Consider the following 17,594-nt stretch of genomic DNA (forward strand, 5'->3'; position numbering starts at 1 on the left):
ACGATAAATCGGCTCACGGCACGGGGGGTGCACGAGGCCGAGGCGGGAGACATGGTGCTCAGCCTAGCGAACGGGCGCGTGACGGCGCCGTCGGGTTTGGGCGGCCGAGGCGCCGAGCAGGGCGACGAGCAGTCCGATCGCCGCAGGGGCGACGAAGCCACCTCCCGCTCCGACCTCGTCGATGGCCAGCCCGGCGAACGGCGCACCCATGGCCCCGCCCAGGGTCAGGGAGGAGCCGTGCCAGCCCATGGCCTCGCCGCGCGCCGACGCCGGCACGATGCGACTCGCCTGGTCCACGCTCGCGGTGATGGTCGGCGCACAGAGCAGGCCGGCCACGAACGCCAGCAGGGAGAGCGACACGATCCCGTGGGCCAGACCCATGGGCAGGGTCACCAGGGCGAGGCCTCCCAGCAGCCAGAACGTCGAGATGGGGCGACTCAGGCCACCGTAGACGAGGGCGCCGAGCAGCGAGCCGAGCCCCCACAGCCCCAGGACGACACCGATCGAGGTCGGTGCACCCAGCTCGCGCATCCGGGCGACGATCCCGAGGTCCGTCCCCGACAGGACGAACGTGGCGCAGGCTGCGGCACAGCAGACGGCGACGAACGGGAGCCCGAACCACGAGGACCGCGACGGGTGCGGTGCCCCGGCCTCGTCCTCGGCGTCGCTGCGCAGCGGGAGGTCGACCAGCCACAGGGTCACTCCCCCGACGACGCCGAGCATCTGGACGGCGAAGAGGACCCAGCGGGTGTCCCAGTGGGCCGTCGCCCAGATCGTCGTGCCCGGCCCGATGATGAAGGCGATCTCGACCGCGGCGGAGTCGAGCGAGATCGCGGTCCGTCTCTCCTGGCTCGGCACGGCCGCCATGACGGCCTGTCTGATGATCGAGAAGCTGGGGATGACGAAGAGGCCGGCGACGCCCGCCAGCACGAGCAACGGCAGGTAGTCGACCCACGGCGCGATGGACCAGCACACGAGTGCCACGGCGGTGGAGGGGAGGACGACCCGCCGCAGGCCGATCCGGTCGAGCAGCCTGCCCCGCCAGGGTCCGCTGACCGCGACCGCAACGGTGGCGACTGACGCGAGGAGCCCGGCCGCGGCATACGAACGTCCCAGGGTGGACACCACGTGGACGGTGAGCAGGACACCGGCGGAGAACACCGGGATCCGCACGAACGAGCCCAGGATGAGGGCCAGCCGCAGGTCCCTGCTCGCCAGGGCCACGCGGTAGGGCGCAACCGACACCCCGTGCCCCTCTCGTGAGCAGAATGCGTTGTGGACTCCCGGAGGTTATGCCCCGTGGTGCGGACGGGTCCAACCCGACGGCAGGGTGGGGCTAGACGGGCTCGCCCGGGAAGAACACGCGGACGATGGCACCACCGTCGGGCGCGTCGTCGATCTCGGTCCACCCGCCGTGGGCCTCGACGATGCCCTTGACGATGTAGAGGCCCAGTCCGGTGCCCGTGCCACTCGGACCGTGCCAGAAGCGGCTGAACACCGCACGCCGCTGCTCGGCGGGGATGCCTGCACCGTCGTCGCTCACGCTGATGACCACGCCGCGGTCGTCGCCGTGCACGTGTGGCGCCGCCGTGAGACCCACCCTGTTCTCGCCGTGCCGGAAGGCGTTCTCGACGAGGTTGGAGATGACCTGGTCCAGGCGGTCGCTGTCGGCGTAGACCTCGTCCGCGCCGTCCTCGACGGTGATGCTGAAACCGTGGGTGTCCCTCCCGGCTGCGACGGCGCGCTCGAGGTGGCGGGTCAGCATGGGACGCACCGGCACCGGCACCTCGTGGATGCGCAGCTTGCCCGTGTCGATGCGAGAGACGTCGAGGAGGTCGGTGATGAGGCGGGTCAGCCGGTCGGCGTCGCCGTCGATCGCCTCGAGCATCGTGAGGCGCTGCTCCTCGGTGAACTGGTCCCACCGGCGCAGCAGGGTCGACGTGAAGCCCTTGATGCCGGTCAGTGGCGAACGCAGCTCATGGGCGATGGTCGAGATGAGCGCCGCGTGGTCGTGCTCTGCCCGGCGGCGGGCCTCGGCGTCGCGCAGGCCGAGCAGCACCGCACCCAGAGGTCCCGCGCGGCCCGCCCGGAGATACTTCGCGGTGACGAGGAGCTCGGTGCCCTCGGGCAGCTGGAGCAGCTTCTCGCGGTGGCCGGTGCGGATGCGCAGCCCGCCCCAGGGGTCGGTGAGGGTCCACCAGGACTCGCCGTTGCGGGTCTCGAGCGGGAGGACCTCGCGGATGTCGTGCCCCACCAGCTTGGTTGCCGGGCGGGCGAGGATCTGCTCGGCCCGACGGTTGACCGACGTCACGATGCCCTCAGCGTCTGCTGCGACGAGCCCGTCCGGGAGCATCTGCGCGGCAGCCGACGCCGCGGACCGGGGCACGGTCAGGACGTGTTCTTCGGACGTGGATGGTTCGGGCATGACGACATCCCATCACGTCATGGGCGCCGCGTGGCACCCGAGGACGTGGCGAGGCAGATCGTCGCCGCCATCGCGAGGTTGAGCGACTCGACCCGTGGGGAGATGGGGACCCGCACGACGTCGGTGCACCGGTCGCGGATCTCGGCCGGCAGGCCCCAGGCCTCGTTGCCCAGAACCCAGGCGTGCGGCTGGCTCACGTCGACGTCGGGCAGCAGGGTCTCTCCGACTCCGTCGGCGGCAAACGTCCGTATGCCGTGTGCGGACAGTGCACCCAACGTCGCGTCGACATCGAGACCGGTCACGACGGGCAGGTGGAAGAGGGAGCCCACGGTCGAGCGCACGACCTTGGGCGACAGCACGTCGACCGAGCCGTCGGAGACGAGGACCGCGTCTGCGCCGAAGGCGTCGGCGCCCCTGATGACCGTGCCGGCGTTGCCGGGGTCGCGCACATTGCTCAGCAGCACGAGGAGCTGCGGGCGGCCGGCGAGGACGTCGTCGAGGGTGGGTCGCTCGGACGCGACCACGGCGAGCAGCCCCTGGGGTGACTCCGTGTCGGACATCGCGGCAAGGACGGCGTCGTCGACCTCGTGCACGTGGATGCCGGCATCCTGCGCCTCGCCGACGAGGTCGTTGTGACGCTCGACCGCGGAGGGGGTGACATAGAGGTCGTCCACCCGCGGCGCGGCACAGCGGATCGCCTCGCGCACTCCCTGGGGGCCGTCGACGACGAAGCGACCGGTCCGCTCACGCGCCGAGCGCCGGGAGAGCGATCGCACTGACTTGACCCGATCAGATCGGACATTGGTCAGCACGGCTCTCCCGGCGCTCTGTGGCGAGGATCTCGCAGGATCAGGCGGAAGCCTTCTCGGCGACCGGCTGTGCCGGGACGTTGGCCTTGGCGATCTCGACGAGGGCGGCGAAGGCGGCCTCGTCGTTGACGGCCAGCTCGGCCAGCATGCGGCGGTCGACCTCGATCTCGGCGGCCTTGAGGCCCTGGATGAGGCGGTTGTAGGTCATGCCGTTGGCGCGGGCCGCCGCGTTGATGCGCTGGATCCACAGGCGACGGAAGTCACCCTTGCGGGCGCGACGGTCGCGGTAGGCGTAGCCGAGGGAGTGGGTGACCTGCTCCTTGGCCTTGCGGTAGAGACGGGACCGCTGACCGCGGTAGCCGCTGGCGCGCTCGAGGACGACCCGGCGCTTCTTGTGGGCATTGACTGCCCGCTTCACGCGTGCCACGTGAGACTCCTTGCTGTTCTTGGACGTTTAAGGGAAATCGGCTCAGATGCCGAGAAGCTTCTTGACCTTCTTGACGTCGGCCTTGGAAACGAGGACGTCCTTGCTGAGGGCGCGGGCCTTCTGGGGGGTCTTCTCGTGGAACTTGTGGACGTGACCGGCCTGCTCGCGCATGACCTTGCCGGAACCGGTGACGCGGAAGCGCTTCTTGGTGCCGCTGTGGGTCTTGTTCTTCGGCATGGCTGCCGATCTCCTTCGCTGTCGGTGCTGCTGTGGTGCTGCTTGCGGTGGTGCGGGAAATCTGGGGTCGGCGCCTACTCGGCGGCGACGGTCTCCTCGGCGGCCGGCGTGGCCTGCTCGGCCTGCTCGGCCTGTGCCTCAGGTGCCTCGGGCGAGGCGGTCGTGTCCTCCGCGTCGCCGACCTGGGCGGCGTCGTCGTCGGCGGCCTCGGCGTTGTGGGTCGCGACCGCGGCGTCATCCTTCTTGCGACGCTGCTCGGCGCGGGCCTCGGACTTCTTCTTGGTCGGGGCCAGCACCATGATCATGTTGCGACCGTCCTGCTTGGGTGCCGACTCCACGGTGCCGAGCTCGATGACGTCCTCGGCCAGCTTCTGCAGGAGGCGGTAGCCCAGCTCCGGACGCGACTGCTCGCGACCGCGGAACATGATCGTCACCTTGACCTTGTCGCCGCCGCCCAGGAACCGGACGACGTGGCCCTTCTTGGTGGCGTAGTCGTGCGGGTCGATCTTCGGGCGGAGCTTGATCTCCTTGATGACCGTGTTGACCTGGTTCTTGCGCGCTTCTCGGGCCTTCATGGCTGCTTCGTACTTGAACTTGCCGAAGTCCATGAGCTTGGCGACCGGCGGCTTGGCCATGGGGGCCACCTCGACCAGGTCGAGGTCTGCCTCCGCCGCGAGGCGCAGTGCATCCTCGACGCGGACGATGCCGACCTGCTCGCCGTTGGGGCCAACCAACCGCACCTCGGGAACCCGGATGCGGTCGTTGATACGAGGCTCGCTGATGTCGATCTCCTTCTGAAGGGAACTGAAGTCTGTGCGTGGGCCAGGACGAGCTCGTGCTGCCTCCGGAATGCCGAAGAGGCTCCTCGCGCCGCGCACGAGAAGCCTCACATCCGTCCACGACGGGACCACGACAGCACATGCCTGTCGTGGACCGTGTGGAGAAACCCGGCGACCCAGAGGTCGACGCGGGTGGAAGCGAGCTTCACTTGCGCACTGTGACCGTCGTCCGTGAGGGCGGCAGTCGCAGTCGGTCCGTCGACAAGGCTAGCAGCCCGGTGCCCGAGCGCCAACTCGCACTCAGCTGATGCGGAAGGCCAGCCCGTCGATGCGTGCGCGCAGCTCTCCGTCGGTGGCGAGGCGCTCCCCCACCCTGGTGGCGATCTGCTGGATCTCGGCCGGCTCGAGACCGTCCTCGAGCTCGAGCGCCAGGCCCAGGATCCCCCGCCGGGCAGGCGCGCCCTCCTCGAGGCGGTGGCCGCGCACGGCGGGCTCGAGGGCCAGGGCACGGCTCACGGAGGTCTCGACGAAGGGGTCGAGGTGCGGGGCGAGCCACTCCCGCTCCTGCGCGAGCGCCCAGACCATCGAGGGCCGCAGCGCGAAGGTGGTGGGCCCGGCGACGTCGATGACGATGACGTCGCAGCGCTCGCTCACGGCGGCCTGCCCGGCCCGCGCAGACGTGACGGGCACGGGGCGAGCCGCTGCGTCCCAGGCCGCGAGCGAGGCCAGGCTCGTGAACACCGGCAGGGCCCGCTCACCGTCGGGGGCCACGAGGGTCACGGCAGCCATGTCGGTCTGCTTGTCGACCGTGAGGCCACCCTCGGTCGCGGTCTCGACCGGCTCCGCGACGATCGGCACGAGGAGCCGGGAACCGTGCAGCGCCCGCATGAGCGCAGCCGGGTCCTGCGAGGTCAGCGCGGCAACGACGTCCGGCGCCGCCGACCCGTCGTCGCCCTCGAAGCCGGTGAAGACGAGGTCACGCGTCACGGGCGACCGGCCACGTCGAGCGCGTCGGGCAGCGTGAACGCGCCGCGATAGAGCGCCGATCCGACGATGGCACCCTCGACTCCCTCCCCGACCATCGTGCGGAGGGCCTCGATGTCGGCGAGGGTCGACACCCCGCCGGACGCGATGACGGGCCGGTCGGTGCGCGCACAGACGTCCCGCAGGAGCTCGAGGTTGGGTCCCTTGAGCATGCCGTCCTTGTTGACGTCGGTGACGACGTAGCGCGCGCAGCCCTCGGCGTCGAGGCGGGCGAGCGTCTCCCAGAGGTCACCGCCCTCCTGGGTCCAGCCACGGGCGGCCAGGGTGGTGCCGCGGACATCGAGGCCGACGGCGATCCGGTCACCGTGCTCGGCGATGGCGGCTGCCGTCCACTCCGGGTCCTCGAGCGCGGCCGTGCCGAGGTTGACCCTGCGACACCCGGTCGCCAGGGCCCGCTCGAGCGTCTCGGCATCGCGGATGCCACCGCTCATCTCCACGTCGATGTCGAGGCGGCCCACGATCTGCGAGAGGAGCTCGGCGTTGTCGCCCCGGCCGAAGGCCGCGTCGAGGTCGACGAGGTGGAGCCACTCGGACCCCTGCTCCTGCCAGCGCAACGCGGCCTCGACCGGCTCGCCGAACTCACCGCCGGTCCCGGTCACCCCCTGGACGAGCTGGACGGCGCGACCTCCCGCGACGTCGACGGCGGGCAGGAGCTGGAGGCGGGGGGTGGTCATGGCACCTTCACTGTTCGGCAGTCACGCAGCGCGACTGGGTGGGAGACAAGGGACTTCACAAGGAGCTGACCCAGTTCTCGAGCAGGTGGAGCCCTGCCTCGCCCGACTTCTCGGGGTGGAACTGGGTGGCGGAGAGCGGGCCGTTCTCGACGGCTGCGACGAAGCGCTCGCCGTGGGTGGCGTGGGTGACACGGGGTGCGACCACCCTGAAGGCACCGGTGGGCTCGGGAAGCGTCCAGGTGCGCACGGCATACGAGTGCACGAAGTAGAAGCGCTCGGACTCGACCCCCGCAAACAGCACCGACCCGGAGGCGACGTCGACCTCGGTCCATCCCATGTGCGGGACGACCGGCGCCCGGAGTCGCTCAACGGTGCCGGGCCACTCGGCCAGGCCCTCCTCGCTGATGTCGTTGGGCTCGGTCGAGGACTCGAAGAGCGCCTGCATGCCCACACAGATGCCGAGGACGGGGCGTCCACCCGAGAGCCGGACGTCGACGATGCGGGGCACGTCCGCCGCGCGCATGCCCCGGACGCAGGCGTGGAAGTTGCCGACGCCGGGCAGGAACAGTCCGTGCGCGTCGAGGGCTCGCTGCCGGTCGGCGGTGAGCTCGACCTGGGCGCCGACGTGCTCGAGGGCCCGCACCGCGCTGTGCACATTGCCGCTGCCGTGGTCGAGGACGACGACGCGCCGGCCGGTCATCGCTCGTTCTCCGAGCGGTGTGCTGCCTCCTCGGCGACCAGCGCGTCGAACGCGGCGACGGACCGTGGGTTGGGCTCGATGCGCTCGTGGGCGTCGTCGGGCCCCTCGACCAGCAGCTCCTCGCCCGGCAGCCCGAGCAGCCTCACGAGGCCGACGAGGACCTCGAGCGGGCTTCCGTGCGTGTCGGCGAAGTGCTCGGTGACGGCTGCCGGCGTGGTGCGCGAGCGCGCACCGGCCACGTCGACGACCAGCCCCGAGGGCAGGGCGGGCAGGTCCGGGGTGCGCCGCACACCCGTCCCGGGCTCCCACACGATCCAACGCTGCTGGAGCCGCCATCCACGGGTCTGGACCGTCACCACGGCGCAGCCCTCGATGACGAACAGGCCGATGGCGGGGCGGTGTCGCGTCGGGACCGAGCGAGCCGCGAGGACCTCGAGACCGACGTCGTAGGGCGCGGCGGACAGCGCACGCTCCTCGGCGAGGTAGACACCGGTCCAGCCGGGCAGGGGGACGACGCGCACGGGCACGAGACCGCGCCTGACCCAGCGGGCAGATGCGGCGGCTCCGCCTCGGACGAGGACGACGCCGTGTCCGAGCTCAGGGCTCTGTTCGGGGATGGCCACGGCTCAGAGGGCACCCTTGGCGCTGGGGATGCCCACCACGCGGGGGTCGCGCTCGATGGCGGCACGCAGGGCGCGGGCCACCGCCTTGAACTGGGCCTCGACGATGTGGTGCGGGTCGCGCCCGGCAAGGACGCGCACGTGCAGCGCGATGCCCGCGTGGTGGGCGAAGGACTCGAGGACGTGGCGGGTCAGGGAGCCGACGTAGTTCCCGCCGATGACGACGTACTCCTGCCCCTCCGGCTCGCCGGTGTGCACGACGTAGGGGCGTCCGGCGACGTCGACCACGGCGTGGACGAGCGCCTCGTCGAGCGGCACGGTCGCGTCGCCGAACCGCGAGATGCCGCGCTTGTCACCCAGGGCCTCACGCAGGGCGTCACCCAGCACGATGGCGACGTCCTCGACGGTGTGGTGCGCGTCGACGTCGACGTCTCCGGTGGCTCGCACCCGCAGGTCGATGAGCGAGTGCTTCGCGAGCGACAGCAGCATGTGGTCGTAGAACCGGACTCCGGTGCTCACGTCGCCCGCACCCGTGCCGTCGAGGTCGATGCTGAGCTCGACGCTGCTCTCGGAGGTGGAGCGGTTCACCGTCGCTGTGCGGTTGCTGGTCACGACTGTCCTTCCAGGTGTTCGGGAGCCAGGGCTGCCACGGCATCGAGGAACGCCGTCGTCTCGTCCGGGGTCCCGGCGGTCACTCGAAGATAGTGCTCGATCCCGACGTCACGAACGAGAACCCCCTGCTCGAGCAGCGCCTGCCACGTCGTGTGGCTGTCACGGAGCCCACCGAAGAGCACGAAGTTGGCGTCACTGGGCACGGGGTGCAGACCCAGCCCGGGAAGCTCGTGCACGATCCGGTCGCGCTGCTCCTTGATGGCGTCGACGGTGGCGAGCATCGTGTCGGCGTGGCGCAGCGTCGCCCGGGCGATCGCCTGCGCGGGCGCGGACAGGTGGTAGGGCATGCGCACGAGCCGCAGCGCGTCGACCAGCTGGGGGTCCGCTGCGAGATAGCCGAGCCGGCCGCCGGCGAAGGCGAACGCCTTGCTCATCGTGCGCGTGACCACGAGCCGAGGACGACCCTCGAGCAGCGTCAGTGCCGTGGGGGTGCCCGGGCGCGCGAACTCGGTGTAGGCCTCGTCCACGACCACGACCGCGTGGGGTGCGGCGTCATGCACCGCCGTCACGACGTCGAGGGTCAGCGCCGTGCCGGTCGGGTTGTTGGGCGAGCAGAGAAAGACGATGTTGGGTGAGTGCTCCTCCACCTGGGCCACGGCCGAGCCGACGGACAGGTCGAACGCTCCCCCGCCGCCCTGCTCGACGTCGACGCCGCGCAGCCCGTCGACCCACGCCGTGCCGGTGGTGGCGGTGATGATCGGGTGCATGGAGTAGGCCGGGGTGAAGCCGAGAGCCGTGCGCCCCTGCCCACCGAACGCCTGCAACAGGTGCAGGAGAACCTCGTTGGAGCCGTTGCCGGCCCAGACCTGCTCCGGGCTCACCGTGGTCCGGCTGCGTGAGAGGTATGCCGCGAGGTCACCTCGCAGCTGCGTGAACTCGCGGTCGGGGTAACGGTTCAGGCCCGGGGCGACCGCCGCCACGGCAGCGACGATCTCGTCGACGACCACCGGCGGCACGGCGTACGAGCTCTCGTTGGTGTTGAGGGCGACCGGGACGTCGAGCTGCGGTGCGCCGTACGGGGTACGGCCCCTGAGGTCCTCGCGCAGCAGCTCGTCAATGATGCTCATGCGAGCTCTGGCAGGCGGGCGAGGACGGCCTCGCCGTGCGCCGGCAGGTCCTCGGCACGAGCCAGCGTCACGACGTGGGCGCCGACCTCGCGCAGCGCGGCCTCGGTGTACTCGACCACGTGGATGCCGCGCAGGAAGGACTGCACAGACAGGCCGCTCGAGTGGGCGGCGCACCCGCCCGTGGGGAGGACGTGGTTGGACCCGGCGCAGTAGTCGCCGAGGCTGACCGGGGACCATGTGCCGACGAAGACGGCGCCGGCGTTGCGCACCTGCGCGGCCACGCCGGCCGCGTCGGCGGTGTGGATCTCGAGGTGCTCGGCGGCGTAGGCGTTGACCACGTCGAGGCCCACCTCCATCGAGTCGACGAGGACGACCGCGGACTGGCGACCCGTGAGCGCCTCGGTGACACGCTCGGCGTGCTTGGTCTCCCCGACCCTGCGGGCCACGGCCGACTGCACCGACCCGGCGAGCTCGGCGCTGTCGGTCACGAGGACGGCCGCGGCCATGGGGTCGTGCTCGGCCTGGCTGATGAGGTCGGCGGCGACGTGCTCGGAGTCGGCGGTCTCGTCGGCAAGGATCGCGATCTCGGTCGGCCCGGCCTCGGAGTCGATGCCGATGAGGCCCTTGAGGAGGCGCTTGGCCGCCGCGACATAGATGTTGCCGGGGCCGGTCACGAGGTTGACCGGCTCGAGGTCGCTCTCGCCGTCGAGCCCGTCCAACCCATGCGCGAACGCAGCCACCGCCTGGGCGCCACCCATGGCCCACACCTCCTCGATGCCGAGGAGGGCACAGGCAGCGAGGATCGTCGGGTGCGGCCAGCCGCCGAAGTCCTTCTGCGGAGGGCTGGCCACCGCCAGGGACCCGACCCCGGCGAGCACGGCCGGAACGACGTTCATGACCACGCTGCTGGGGTAGACCGCCCGGCCCCCCGGGACGTAGAGGCCGACCCGGTCGACCGGCACCCAGCGCTCGGTGACGGTGCCACCGGCCGTGACCGTGGTCGTGGACTCGGTGCGCCGCTGGTCGGCATGGACCAGGCGGGCCCGGCGGATGGACTCCTCGAGAGCCGCCCGCACCTGCGGGTCGAGGTCGTCCAGCGACGCCCTGATGACGTCGGTCGGGACGCGCAGGCTCTCCGGACGCACTCCGTCAAAACGTTCGGAGGCGTCGAGCACGGCCTCGGCGCCGCGGGCGGCCACGTCGTCGCACACCGGGCGGACGGCGGCCACTGCCGCCTCGACGTCGAGCTCGGCCCGGGGCAGGGTTCGCCTGAGCTCACGGACACCGGGCGCCCGGCCACGCAGGTCGAGTACGGGGATCATGCGTCCCAGTCTAGGTAGCGTCCCCATAGAAGACGCGCTCGGCCGCATGCCGGGCACGACGGGCCACGCGGCGGTAGCGGTTGGCCAGCTCCTGGCCCGACCGAGCCGGCAGGCCCATGATCCGGGCCATGCCATCGGCGTCGCGCTGGTCGGAGGGGACGGAGTCCACCGGGCGCCCCCGTGAGAGCATCCCCGCGTTGCGCATCTGGGACGCGAGCCGCCAGGCCTCGCCCAGGGCCAGGGCGTCCTCCGCGCCCACCAGCCCCTCGGCCTGGGCGGCGGCCAGCGCCGTGAGGGTGGAGGTGGTGCGCAGGCTCGGCACGGCGTGTGCATGCTGGAGCTGGATGAGCTGCACGCACCACTCGACGTCGGACAGCCCACCGTGACCCAGCTTGAAGTGGGCCTTGCGGTCGGCCCCGCGCGGGAGCCGCTCGGACTCCATGCGGGCCTTGAGCGTCCGGATCTCGCGCACCTGGCCAGCATCGAGCCCACCCTCGGGCCAGCGCAGGGGGTCGATGACCTCGAGGAACGTGGCGCCCAACTGCATGTCGCCCGCGACCGGCGCCGCGCGCAGGAGGGCCTGCGACTCCCAGACCAGCGACCATCGCTCGTAGTAGGCACGATAGGACTCCAGGGAGCGCGTCAGCGGTCCGTTCTTGCCCTCGGGCCGGAGGCCGGCGTCGACCTCGAGCCGCGGGTCCGGTGCCGCGAGCGCGAGCAGCCGGATGAGCTCCTTGACCACCTCGAGCGCCTGCTCCTGGGCCTCTCGCGAGTCCGCGCCCTCCACCGGGTCGTGGACGAAGAGGACGTCGGCGTCACTGCCGAAGGACGACTCCCCACCGCCCAGCCGGCCCATGCCGACGACGAGGTGCCGGCTGAGCGCCGGTGTGCCGGTCCTGTCCTCGACGGTGTCGAGGACGACCTCGAGGGTGACGTCGATGAGGGCCGCGTTGAGGGCGGCGAGCGCGGTGCCCAGGTCCTCGAGCGTGAGGTGCCCGAGCAGCGAGGCCACCGCAAGCCGGAAGAGCTCCGAGCGGCGCACGGCACGCGCCGCGAGGACCGCCTTCTCGGAGCCGTCCTTGCGTCGGGCAGCAGAGCGCATGCGCGCCTGCACCTCGTCGCGAGAGCGCGCCGTGAGACCGCTCGGCTCACCCAGGAACTGGACCGACTCCGGCCCCTGCTCCAGGAGCTCGGCGGCATAACGGCTCCGCCCGAGGGTGTGCGCGAGCCGCTCGGCGGCGCTGCCCTCGTCGCGCAGCAGCCGCAGGAACCACGGCGTCGTGCCGAGCTCGTCGCTGATCCGCCGGAACGCCAGCAGGCCCGCGTCGGGGTCCGCCTCGTCGGCGAACCAGCCGAGCATCACCGGGAGCAGCTGGCGCTGGATCGCTGCGCGCCGGCTCACGCCGCCGGACAGCGCCTCGAGGTGGCTCAGGGCGCCGCGGGGGTCACGGAAGCCCAACGCGGCCAGTCGCTCCCGCGCCGCCTCGGGCGTCAGCCGCACCTCGTCGGGTCCGAGCCGGGCGACGGCCGACAGCAACGGGCGGTAGAAGATGCGCTCGTGCAGGCGCCGGACCTCACGTGCCGCGGCCCGCCACTGTGCCGTGACCGCCTCGCCGGGGTCGCGCGTGTGCCCCAGAGCCCGCCCGAGTCGTCGCAGGTCGGCCGGTGCGGTGGGCATGAGGTGCGTGCGCCGCAGCCGGTAGAGCTGGATGCGGTGCTCCAGAGTGCGCAGGAACCGGTATGCCGTCTCGAGGGTCTGTGCCTCCTCTCGCCCGACATAGCCGCCCCGGGACAGTGCCGCGAGGGCCGGCAGGGTGGTCCCGGAGCGCAGCGAGCTGTCGGCCCGTCCATGGACGAGCTGGAGCAGCTGGACGCTGAACTCCACGTCGCGCAGCCCACCGGGGCCCAGCTTGAGCTGGCGGTCCGCCTCACCGGCGGGCACGTTGTCCTCGACGCGGCGACGCATGGCCTGGACGTCCTCGACGAAGTTCTCGCGGGAGGCGGCCGACCACACGAAGGGGGCGACCGCGTCCACGTAGGCGCCGCCCAGTGCCCGGTCGCCCGCGATGGGGCGGGCCTTGAGCAGGGCCTGGAACTCCCACGTCTTGGCCCAGCGCTCGTAGTAGGACACGTGGGACTCGAGGGTGCGCACGAGTGGGCCGTTCTTGCCCTCCGGGCGCAGCGCCGGGTCGACCTGCCACAGGGCGCCGGCAGCAGTCTGGCTCGAGCAGATCCTGATGAGGCGCGTCGCGAGCTCGGTGCCGACGGCGAGCGCCACGTCCTCGTCCACTCCCGGTGCCGCCTCGGCGACGAAGATGACGTCGACGTCACTGATGTAGTTGAGCTCGCGGCCACCGGCCTTGCCCATGCCGATGACGGCGAAGCGGCACTGCTCGGCGGCCTGACCCATGGCCCCACGGGCGATGACGAGGGCGGCCTCGAGGGCGGCCTCGGCCAGGTCCGCGAGTGCGGCGGCCGTCTCGGGCAGCCTGGCCTCGGGCTCGGGACGCGACACGTCGAGGGTGGCGATCCCGAGCAGCTGTCGGCGGTACTCGACCCGCAGGGCGTCCTCGGGCGTCGTGCCCTCGCCGGGGACCGTCACCGCTGCGGTGAGCAGGTCGACGCGCTCCTCGACCTCGAGCGGGCAGGCCTCGACGACTGAGGTCCAGTGCTCGGGATGGTTGACCAGGTGCTCGCCCAGGGCCGTGGAGGCACCGAGGACGGCGAAGAGGCGGTCGCGGGCGCGGCCCGGCTCACGCAGCTGCGGGACGAGGGCCTCACGGACGGCGGCGCAGGACGGCGCGGCCAAGGACTCCATGAGTCGCACGAGCACGAGCAGGGCCTGGTCCGGGTCGGCGACCCTCGCGAGCGCGACGGCGAGGCCGTCGGGCTCCACCCGGCTGCGGTCCTTGACCAGCGGGACCAGGGCATTGTCGGCCAGCAGGCCGCCCGCGCGGCGGGGCTCCGCGAAGCCGAGCCGGGCCAGGTCGACCGGCACGGACGGCATACGGGCGGTCATCCTGCTCCGCTCACAGTCGGGGGAGGTACCGCTCGAGCTCGAAGGCGGTCACCTGGCCGCGGTAGTCCGCCCACTCCGAACGCTTGTTGCGCAGGAAGAAGTCGAAGGTGTGCTCACCCAGGGTCTCGGCGACGAGCTCGCTCTCCTCCATCGCCTCGATCGCCTCCACGAGGCTGGCCGGCAGGGGCTTGATGCCCATGGCCTTGCGTTCGGCGTCGGTGAGCCCCCACACGTCGTCCTCGGTCTCGGGCGCGAGCTCGTAGCCCTCCTCGATGCCCTTGAGACCGGCCGCCAGGAGGACGGAGAAGGCGAGGTAGGGGTTGCAGGCGCTGTCGATCGAGCGGACCTCGACCCGGCTGCTCTGCCCCTTGTTGGGCTTGTACATGGGCACGCGCACGAGCGCCGACCGGTTGTTGTGTCCCCAGGTGAGATGGGCCGGAGCCTCGCCGCCACCCCACAGGCGCTTGTAGCTGTTGACCCACTGGTTGGTCACCGCCGCGATCTCGGCGCCGTGGTGGAGGAGCCCGGCGATGAACTGCCGGCCCGTGCGCGAGAGCTGGTAGGGGGCACCGGCCTCGTAGAAGGCGTTGCTGTCGCCGTCGAACAGCGACATGTGGGTGTGCATGCCGGACCCGGGGTGCTCGGCGAGCGGCTTGGGCATGAAGGAGGCATAGACCCCCTGTTCGAGCGCGACCTCCTTGATCACCGTCCGGAACGTCATGATGTTGTCCGCCGTCGACAGTGCGTCGGCGTAGCGCAGGTCGATCTCGTTCTGGCCCGGCGCACCCTCGTGGTGGCTGAACTCGACGCTGATGCCCATGGACTCGAGCATCGTGATCGCCGCACGCCGGAAGTCCTGTGCCGAGCCGTGGGGCACGTGGTCGAAGTAGCCGGCCTGGTCGATCGGCGTCGGCCGCTCCCCCGGCTTGAACCCCGGCTCGAAGAGGAAGAACTCGATCTCGGGGTGGGTGTAGAAGGTGAACCCCTGGTCGGCCGCCTTGGCGAGGGTGCGCTGCAGCACGTGGCGCGGGTCGGCCATGCTCGGGGCGCCGTCGGGGAGGGTGATGTCGCAGAACATCCGGGCGGTCCCCGGGTTCTCGCCACGCCAGGGCAGGACCTGGAACGTCGAGGGGTCGGGCTTGGCCAGCATGTCGGCCTCGTAGACCCGCGCGAACCCCTCGATCACCGAGCCGTCGAAGCCGATGCCCTCGGAGAAGGCGCCCTCGAGCTCGGCCGGCGCCACGGCGACGGACTTGAGGCCACCGAGCACGTCGGTGAACCAGAGCCGGACGAAGCGGATGTCCCGCTCCTCGATGGTGCGGAGGACGAACTCCTGCTGGCGATCCATGTCGGCATCCTAGGGGGAGGCAGGGCAAGGGCCCCGGAGCATCTCGCTCCGGGGCCCTCGTCGTGAGGTGGGAAAACTCTCAGGTCAGGGTCACTTGGTGGGGACCGTGATCTTCAGCTCCATCTCGTTGCCACCCTTGGTGGTCTTGGCCACCGTGATCTTCGTGCCCGTGCCGGCAACCTTGACCGAGTTCCACGGGTTGTCCGCGGTCCAGTACTTGTTGGGGTCGGTGTCGTCGAAGGTCGGGATCGCGGCCTGCTTCTTGATCGTCACCGGCACACCGTTGCGGTGGAAGGTGACCTCGTCGGTCTTCTCCTGGCCGAAGGTGGCGTCCCACGGCTGGCGGCGGTTGCCGAGCAGCTGTCCGGTGGGCCACTTGACCGGGGCGGGCCGAGCGTCGACCGGAAGGGACTGACCGCCACCGGGGTGGGCGGAGGTGTTGTTGTCCGCGTAGGAGCCGTCGACGTACCAGACGAGCATGCCGTTCTGGTAGGGGAAGCGCTCCACCCAGTCGGGCCTGGTGTTGGCGAACCCGAAGTTGTACGGGCCGGTCTGGAGCGTCTTGTCGTAGCCGGAGTAGACGCGGTTCTCGGCCATGTAGAAGCGCGGGTAGGTCTTGTCGATCGTGCCGCTGATGATCGAGAACCCGTCAGCCGTCCAGCCGTTGGTGCCCTTCTCGACGTCGTCGGTGAGGACGGGAGCGCCGTCAGCGGTGATCGTGATGTCGTCGATGAACGCACCCTTGTAGGCGAGTCCACCGTCGGTGACGTAGCTGAAGCGGAACTTCGCCTTCTGGCCGGCGAACTTGGACAGGTCCCAGGTCTTCTGGACCCAGCCGTTGCTCGCGCCGCCGATCTCGTCGACCCGGGTCCAGTTGGCCCCAGCATCGGTGGAGGCCTCGACGTAGAGGTAGTCGTAGTCCTGCTCGATCTTGTAGTCGAGCCACGCCGAGACGGAGGCCGCGGTCTTGCCGGTCAGGTCGACGTCACGAGTCATCGAGTTCGTCAGGCTGTCGCCCGAACCGCTCCACCACTCGGCCGCACCACTGTGGGGGGTGTTGTACTTCGTGACGACTCGCTTGTCAGGAAGGTTGACGATGACGGCCTGCGGAGTCTTGGCGCCATCGAGGTCGGCCTGGCCGAGCTTGTAGGTGCCGGTCTTGTCCGCAACGGTGTAGTCGAGCCAGCCGAGGTCGAGCTTCTCCTTCGGACCCATGTATCCCGGGGTCGAGCCGATGTCCTCGCCGCCGTGGTTGAGCCAGGAGCCACCGGACATCAGAGTCCAGAAGGCGGTGCCGTTGTCGCCACCCGCGGTGTCGTAGTAGTCCGGCAGTCCGAGGTCGTGACCGAACTCGTGGGTGAAGACGCCGAGGCCACCGTTCTCGGGCTCGGTGGTGTAGTCACCGATCCACATGCCGGAGTCGCCCAGCTGGACACCGCCGGCCTTGTTCTGCGCCGGGCCGGTCCGACCGATCTGGGTGGAGTAGGCGTACCAACGGTGCGACCAGATGGCGTCCTCCCCCTGCGCGCCGCCACCGGCCTCTTCGCCCTGACCGGCGTGGATCGCCTGGAAGTGGTCGATGTAGCCGTCGGGCTCGTTGAAGACGCCGTCGCCGTCGTAGTCGTAGCGGTCGACCTTGTCGAACTGCGCGAGGTAGGTCTTGATCTCCGCGTCGGTCTTGCCGGCAGCCTTCTGGTCGTTGTACCACGCCGTCGCGGTGTCACCGATGTAGTTCCAGTAGCCATCGGCCTCGCTCGTCCCATCGCCCTCGACGGGGTTGTGGCCGTAGCGCGCCTCGTTGTAGGGCACGGTCACCCAGTTGGAGACGTCGCCCTTGGCGAGGAAGCGGCCGTTGGACTGCTTCTGGTAGAAGTCCTTGAAGGACTCGCCCTCACCGAACATCAGGTCCATGTAGTGGGCGCGGTCGTAGTTGGCCGACCACTCGGTGGAGTTGTCGTCGGTGGAGTTGCCGTCCCAGTTGCGGTCGGGCTCGGGGATCTGGTTGTGCACGGGGCCGGCGTCACCGCCGGTGCGCGAGTCGGTCTTGGAGCCGAAGTCGGTGAGGATCGTGAAGATGTCTTCCTCGCGGTTCACCGGGTAGGACACGAAGCGGTCCTTGGAGGCCTTGGAGCCCTTGGGTGCCTTCTTGTCGCCCTTGAGCTTGATGACGCGCTGGCCGCCGCGCATCTCGGTGGTCGCCTCGCCCTTGACGAGCTTGGCCACCGCGTCCTGCCGCAGCTTGCGCGCGGCGTCGCCCAGGGGGTTGGGCAGGTCGTCCTTCTTGAGCGTCGACGCCTTGGCGTCGTGTGCGGGGGGTGTGGTGTCCTTGGCCTGCGCACCCATGGGCGCAAGACTCACCACCAACGCTGCCCCGGCCAGGCCGGCCAGGGTGCGAGTGTGTCGTCGTGTCACAGTTCCTCCGAGAGTCATAGCCCGCCAGGGGTCAGGCGA

At 70.8% G+C, this 17,594-nt stretch carries 16 protein-coding genes; all 16 read right to left on the bottom strand.

Features of this window, described 5'->3' with window-relative positions; all coding sequences use genetic code 11:
- Nucleotides 1-63 precede the first annotated feature (63 nt).
- Nucleotides 64-1,245 (bottom strand): MFS transporter, encoded by a 1,182-nt coding sequence (locus ASG74_RS00110; protein ID WP_056137716.1) that lies wholly within the window; start codon nucleotides 1,243-1,245, stop codon nucleotides 64-66.
- 91 nt (nucleotides 1,246-1,336) lie between these two features.
- Nucleotides 1,337-2,425: a PAS domain-containing sensor histidine kinase gene (locus ASG74_RS00115; protein WP_235498744.1), complete on the bottom strand. Its 1,089-nt coding sequence runs from the start codon at nucleotides 2,423-2,425 to the stop codon at nucleotides 1,337-1,339.
- A 17-nt stretch (nucleotides 2,426-2,442) separates the two neighbouring features.
- Nucleotides 2,443-3,237, bottom strand: coding sequence for a TrmH family RNA methyltransferase (locus ASG74_RS00120; RefSeq protein ID WP_056137718.1), 795 nt, complete (start codon nucleotides 3,235-3,237; stop codon nucleotides 2,443-2,445).
- A gap of 37 nt (nucleotides 3,238-3,274) precedes the next feature.
- Nucleotides 3,275-3,661 carry a 50S ribosomal protein L20 gene (gene rplT, locus ASG74_RS00125; protein ID WP_056137720.1) on the bottom strand — a complete coding sequence of 129 codons (387 nt, stop codon included), beginning with the start codon at nucleotides 3,659-3,661 and terminating at the stop codon, nucleotides 3,275-3,277.
- Between the two features lie 42 nt (nucleotides 3,662-3,703).
- On the bottom strand, nucleotides 3,704-3,898 hold the full coding sequence (rpmI, locus tag ASG74_RS00130; RefSeq protein ID WP_009775194.1) for a 50S ribosomal protein L35: 195 nt from the start codon (nucleotides 3,896-3,898) through the stop codon (nucleotides 3,704-3,706).
- 74 nt (nucleotides 3,899-3,972) lie between these two features.
- Nucleotides 3,973-4,638, bottom strand: coding sequence for a translation initiation factor IF-3 (gene infC, locus ASG74_RS00135; protein WP_056139483.1), 666 nt, complete (start codon nucleotides 4,636-4,638; stop codon nucleotides 3,973-3,975).
- A gap of 339 nt (nucleotides 4,639-4,977) precedes the next feature.
- On the bottom strand, nucleotides 4,978-5,664 hold the full coding sequence (locus ASG74_RS00140) for an SseB family protein (RefSeq protein WP_056137722.1): 687 nt from the start codon (nucleotides 5,662-5,664) through the stop codon (nucleotides 4,978-4,980).
- On the bottom strand, nucleotides 5,661-6,395 hold the full coding sequence (priA, locus tag ASG74_RS00145) for a bifunctional 1-(5-phosphoribosyl)-5-((5-phosphoribosylamino)methylideneamino)imidazole-4-carboxamide isomerase/phosphoribosylanthranilate isomerase PriA (RefSeq protein WP_056137723.1): 735 nt from the start codon (nucleotides 6,393-6,395) through the stop codon (nucleotides 5,661-5,663). The genes ASG74_RS00140 and priA overlap by 4 nt, the downstream gene beginning before the upstream one ends.
- A 55-nt stretch (nucleotides 6,396-6,450) precedes the next feature.
- Nucleotides 6,451-7,095, bottom strand: a complete 645-nt coding sequence (gene hisH, locus ASG74_RS00150; RefSeq protein ID WP_056137726.1) for an imidazole glycerol phosphate synthase subunit HisH — start codon at nucleotides 7,093-7,095, stop codon at nucleotides 6,451-6,453.
- On the bottom strand, nucleotides 7,092-7,718 hold the full coding sequence (locus tag ASG74_RS00155) for a hypothetical protein (protein WP_056137727.1): 627 nt from the start codon (nucleotides 7,716-7,718) through the stop codon (nucleotides 7,092-7,094). The genes hisH and ASG74_RS00155 overlap by 4 nt, the downstream gene beginning before the upstream one ends.
- Nucleotides 7,719-7,721: 3 nt before the next feature.
- Nucleotides 7,722-8,327, bottom strand: a complete 606-nt coding sequence (gene hisB, locus ASG74_RS00160) for an imidazoleglycerol-phosphate dehydratase HisB (protein WP_056137729.1) — start codon at nucleotides 8,325-8,327, stop codon at nucleotides 7,722-7,724.
- Nucleotides 8,324-9,454 carry a histidinol-phosphate transaminase gene (locus ASG74_RS00165; RefSeq protein WP_056137731.1) on the bottom strand — a complete coding sequence of 377 codons (1,131 nt, stop codon included), beginning with the start codon at nucleotides 9,452-9,454 and terminating at the stop codon, nucleotides 8,324-8,326. Before ASG74_RS00165 ends, hisB begins: the two co-directional genes overlap by 4 nt.
- The gene (gene hisD / locus ASG74_RS00170; protein ID WP_056137735.1) at nucleotides 9,451-10,776 is read right to left on the bottom strand and encodes a histidinol dehydrogenase; all 1,326 of its coding nucleotides are present in this window, start codon (nucleotides 10,774-10,776) and stop codon (nucleotides 9,451-9,453) included. Before hisD ends, ASG74_RS00165 begins: the two co-directional genes overlap by 4 nt.
- A gap of 10 nt (nucleotides 10,777-10,786) precedes the next feature.
- Nucleotides 10,787-13,783, bottom strand: coding sequence for a bifunctional [glutamine synthetase] adenylyltransferase/[glutamine synthetase]-adenylyl-L-tyrosine phosphorylase (locus ASG74_RS00175; protein WP_082569430.1), 2,997 nt, complete (start codon nucleotides 13,781-13,783; stop codon nucleotides 10,787-10,789).
- Nucleotides 13,784-13,805: 22 nt separating this feature from the next.
- A complete protein-coding gene (locus ASG74_RS00180; RefSeq protein ID WP_056137739.1) occupies nucleotides 13,806-15,143 on the bottom strand; it encodes a glutamine synthetase family protein in 1,338 nt (445 codons plus the stop codon).
- A 90-nt stretch (nucleotides 15,144-15,233) separates the two neighbouring features.
- On the bottom strand, nucleotides 15,234-17,486 hold the full coding sequence (locus tag ASG74_RS00185) for an immune inhibitor A domain-containing protein (RefSeq protein WP_082569431.1): 2,253 nt from the start codon (nucleotides 17,484-17,486) through the stop codon (nucleotides 15,234-15,236).
- Nucleotides 17,487-17,594 lie beyond the last annotated feature (108 nt).

This window comes from Knoellia sp. Soil729 (genome assembly GCF_001427985.1).
GTDB lineage: Bacteria > Actinomycetota > Actinomycetes > Actinomycetales > Dermatophilaceae > Knoellia.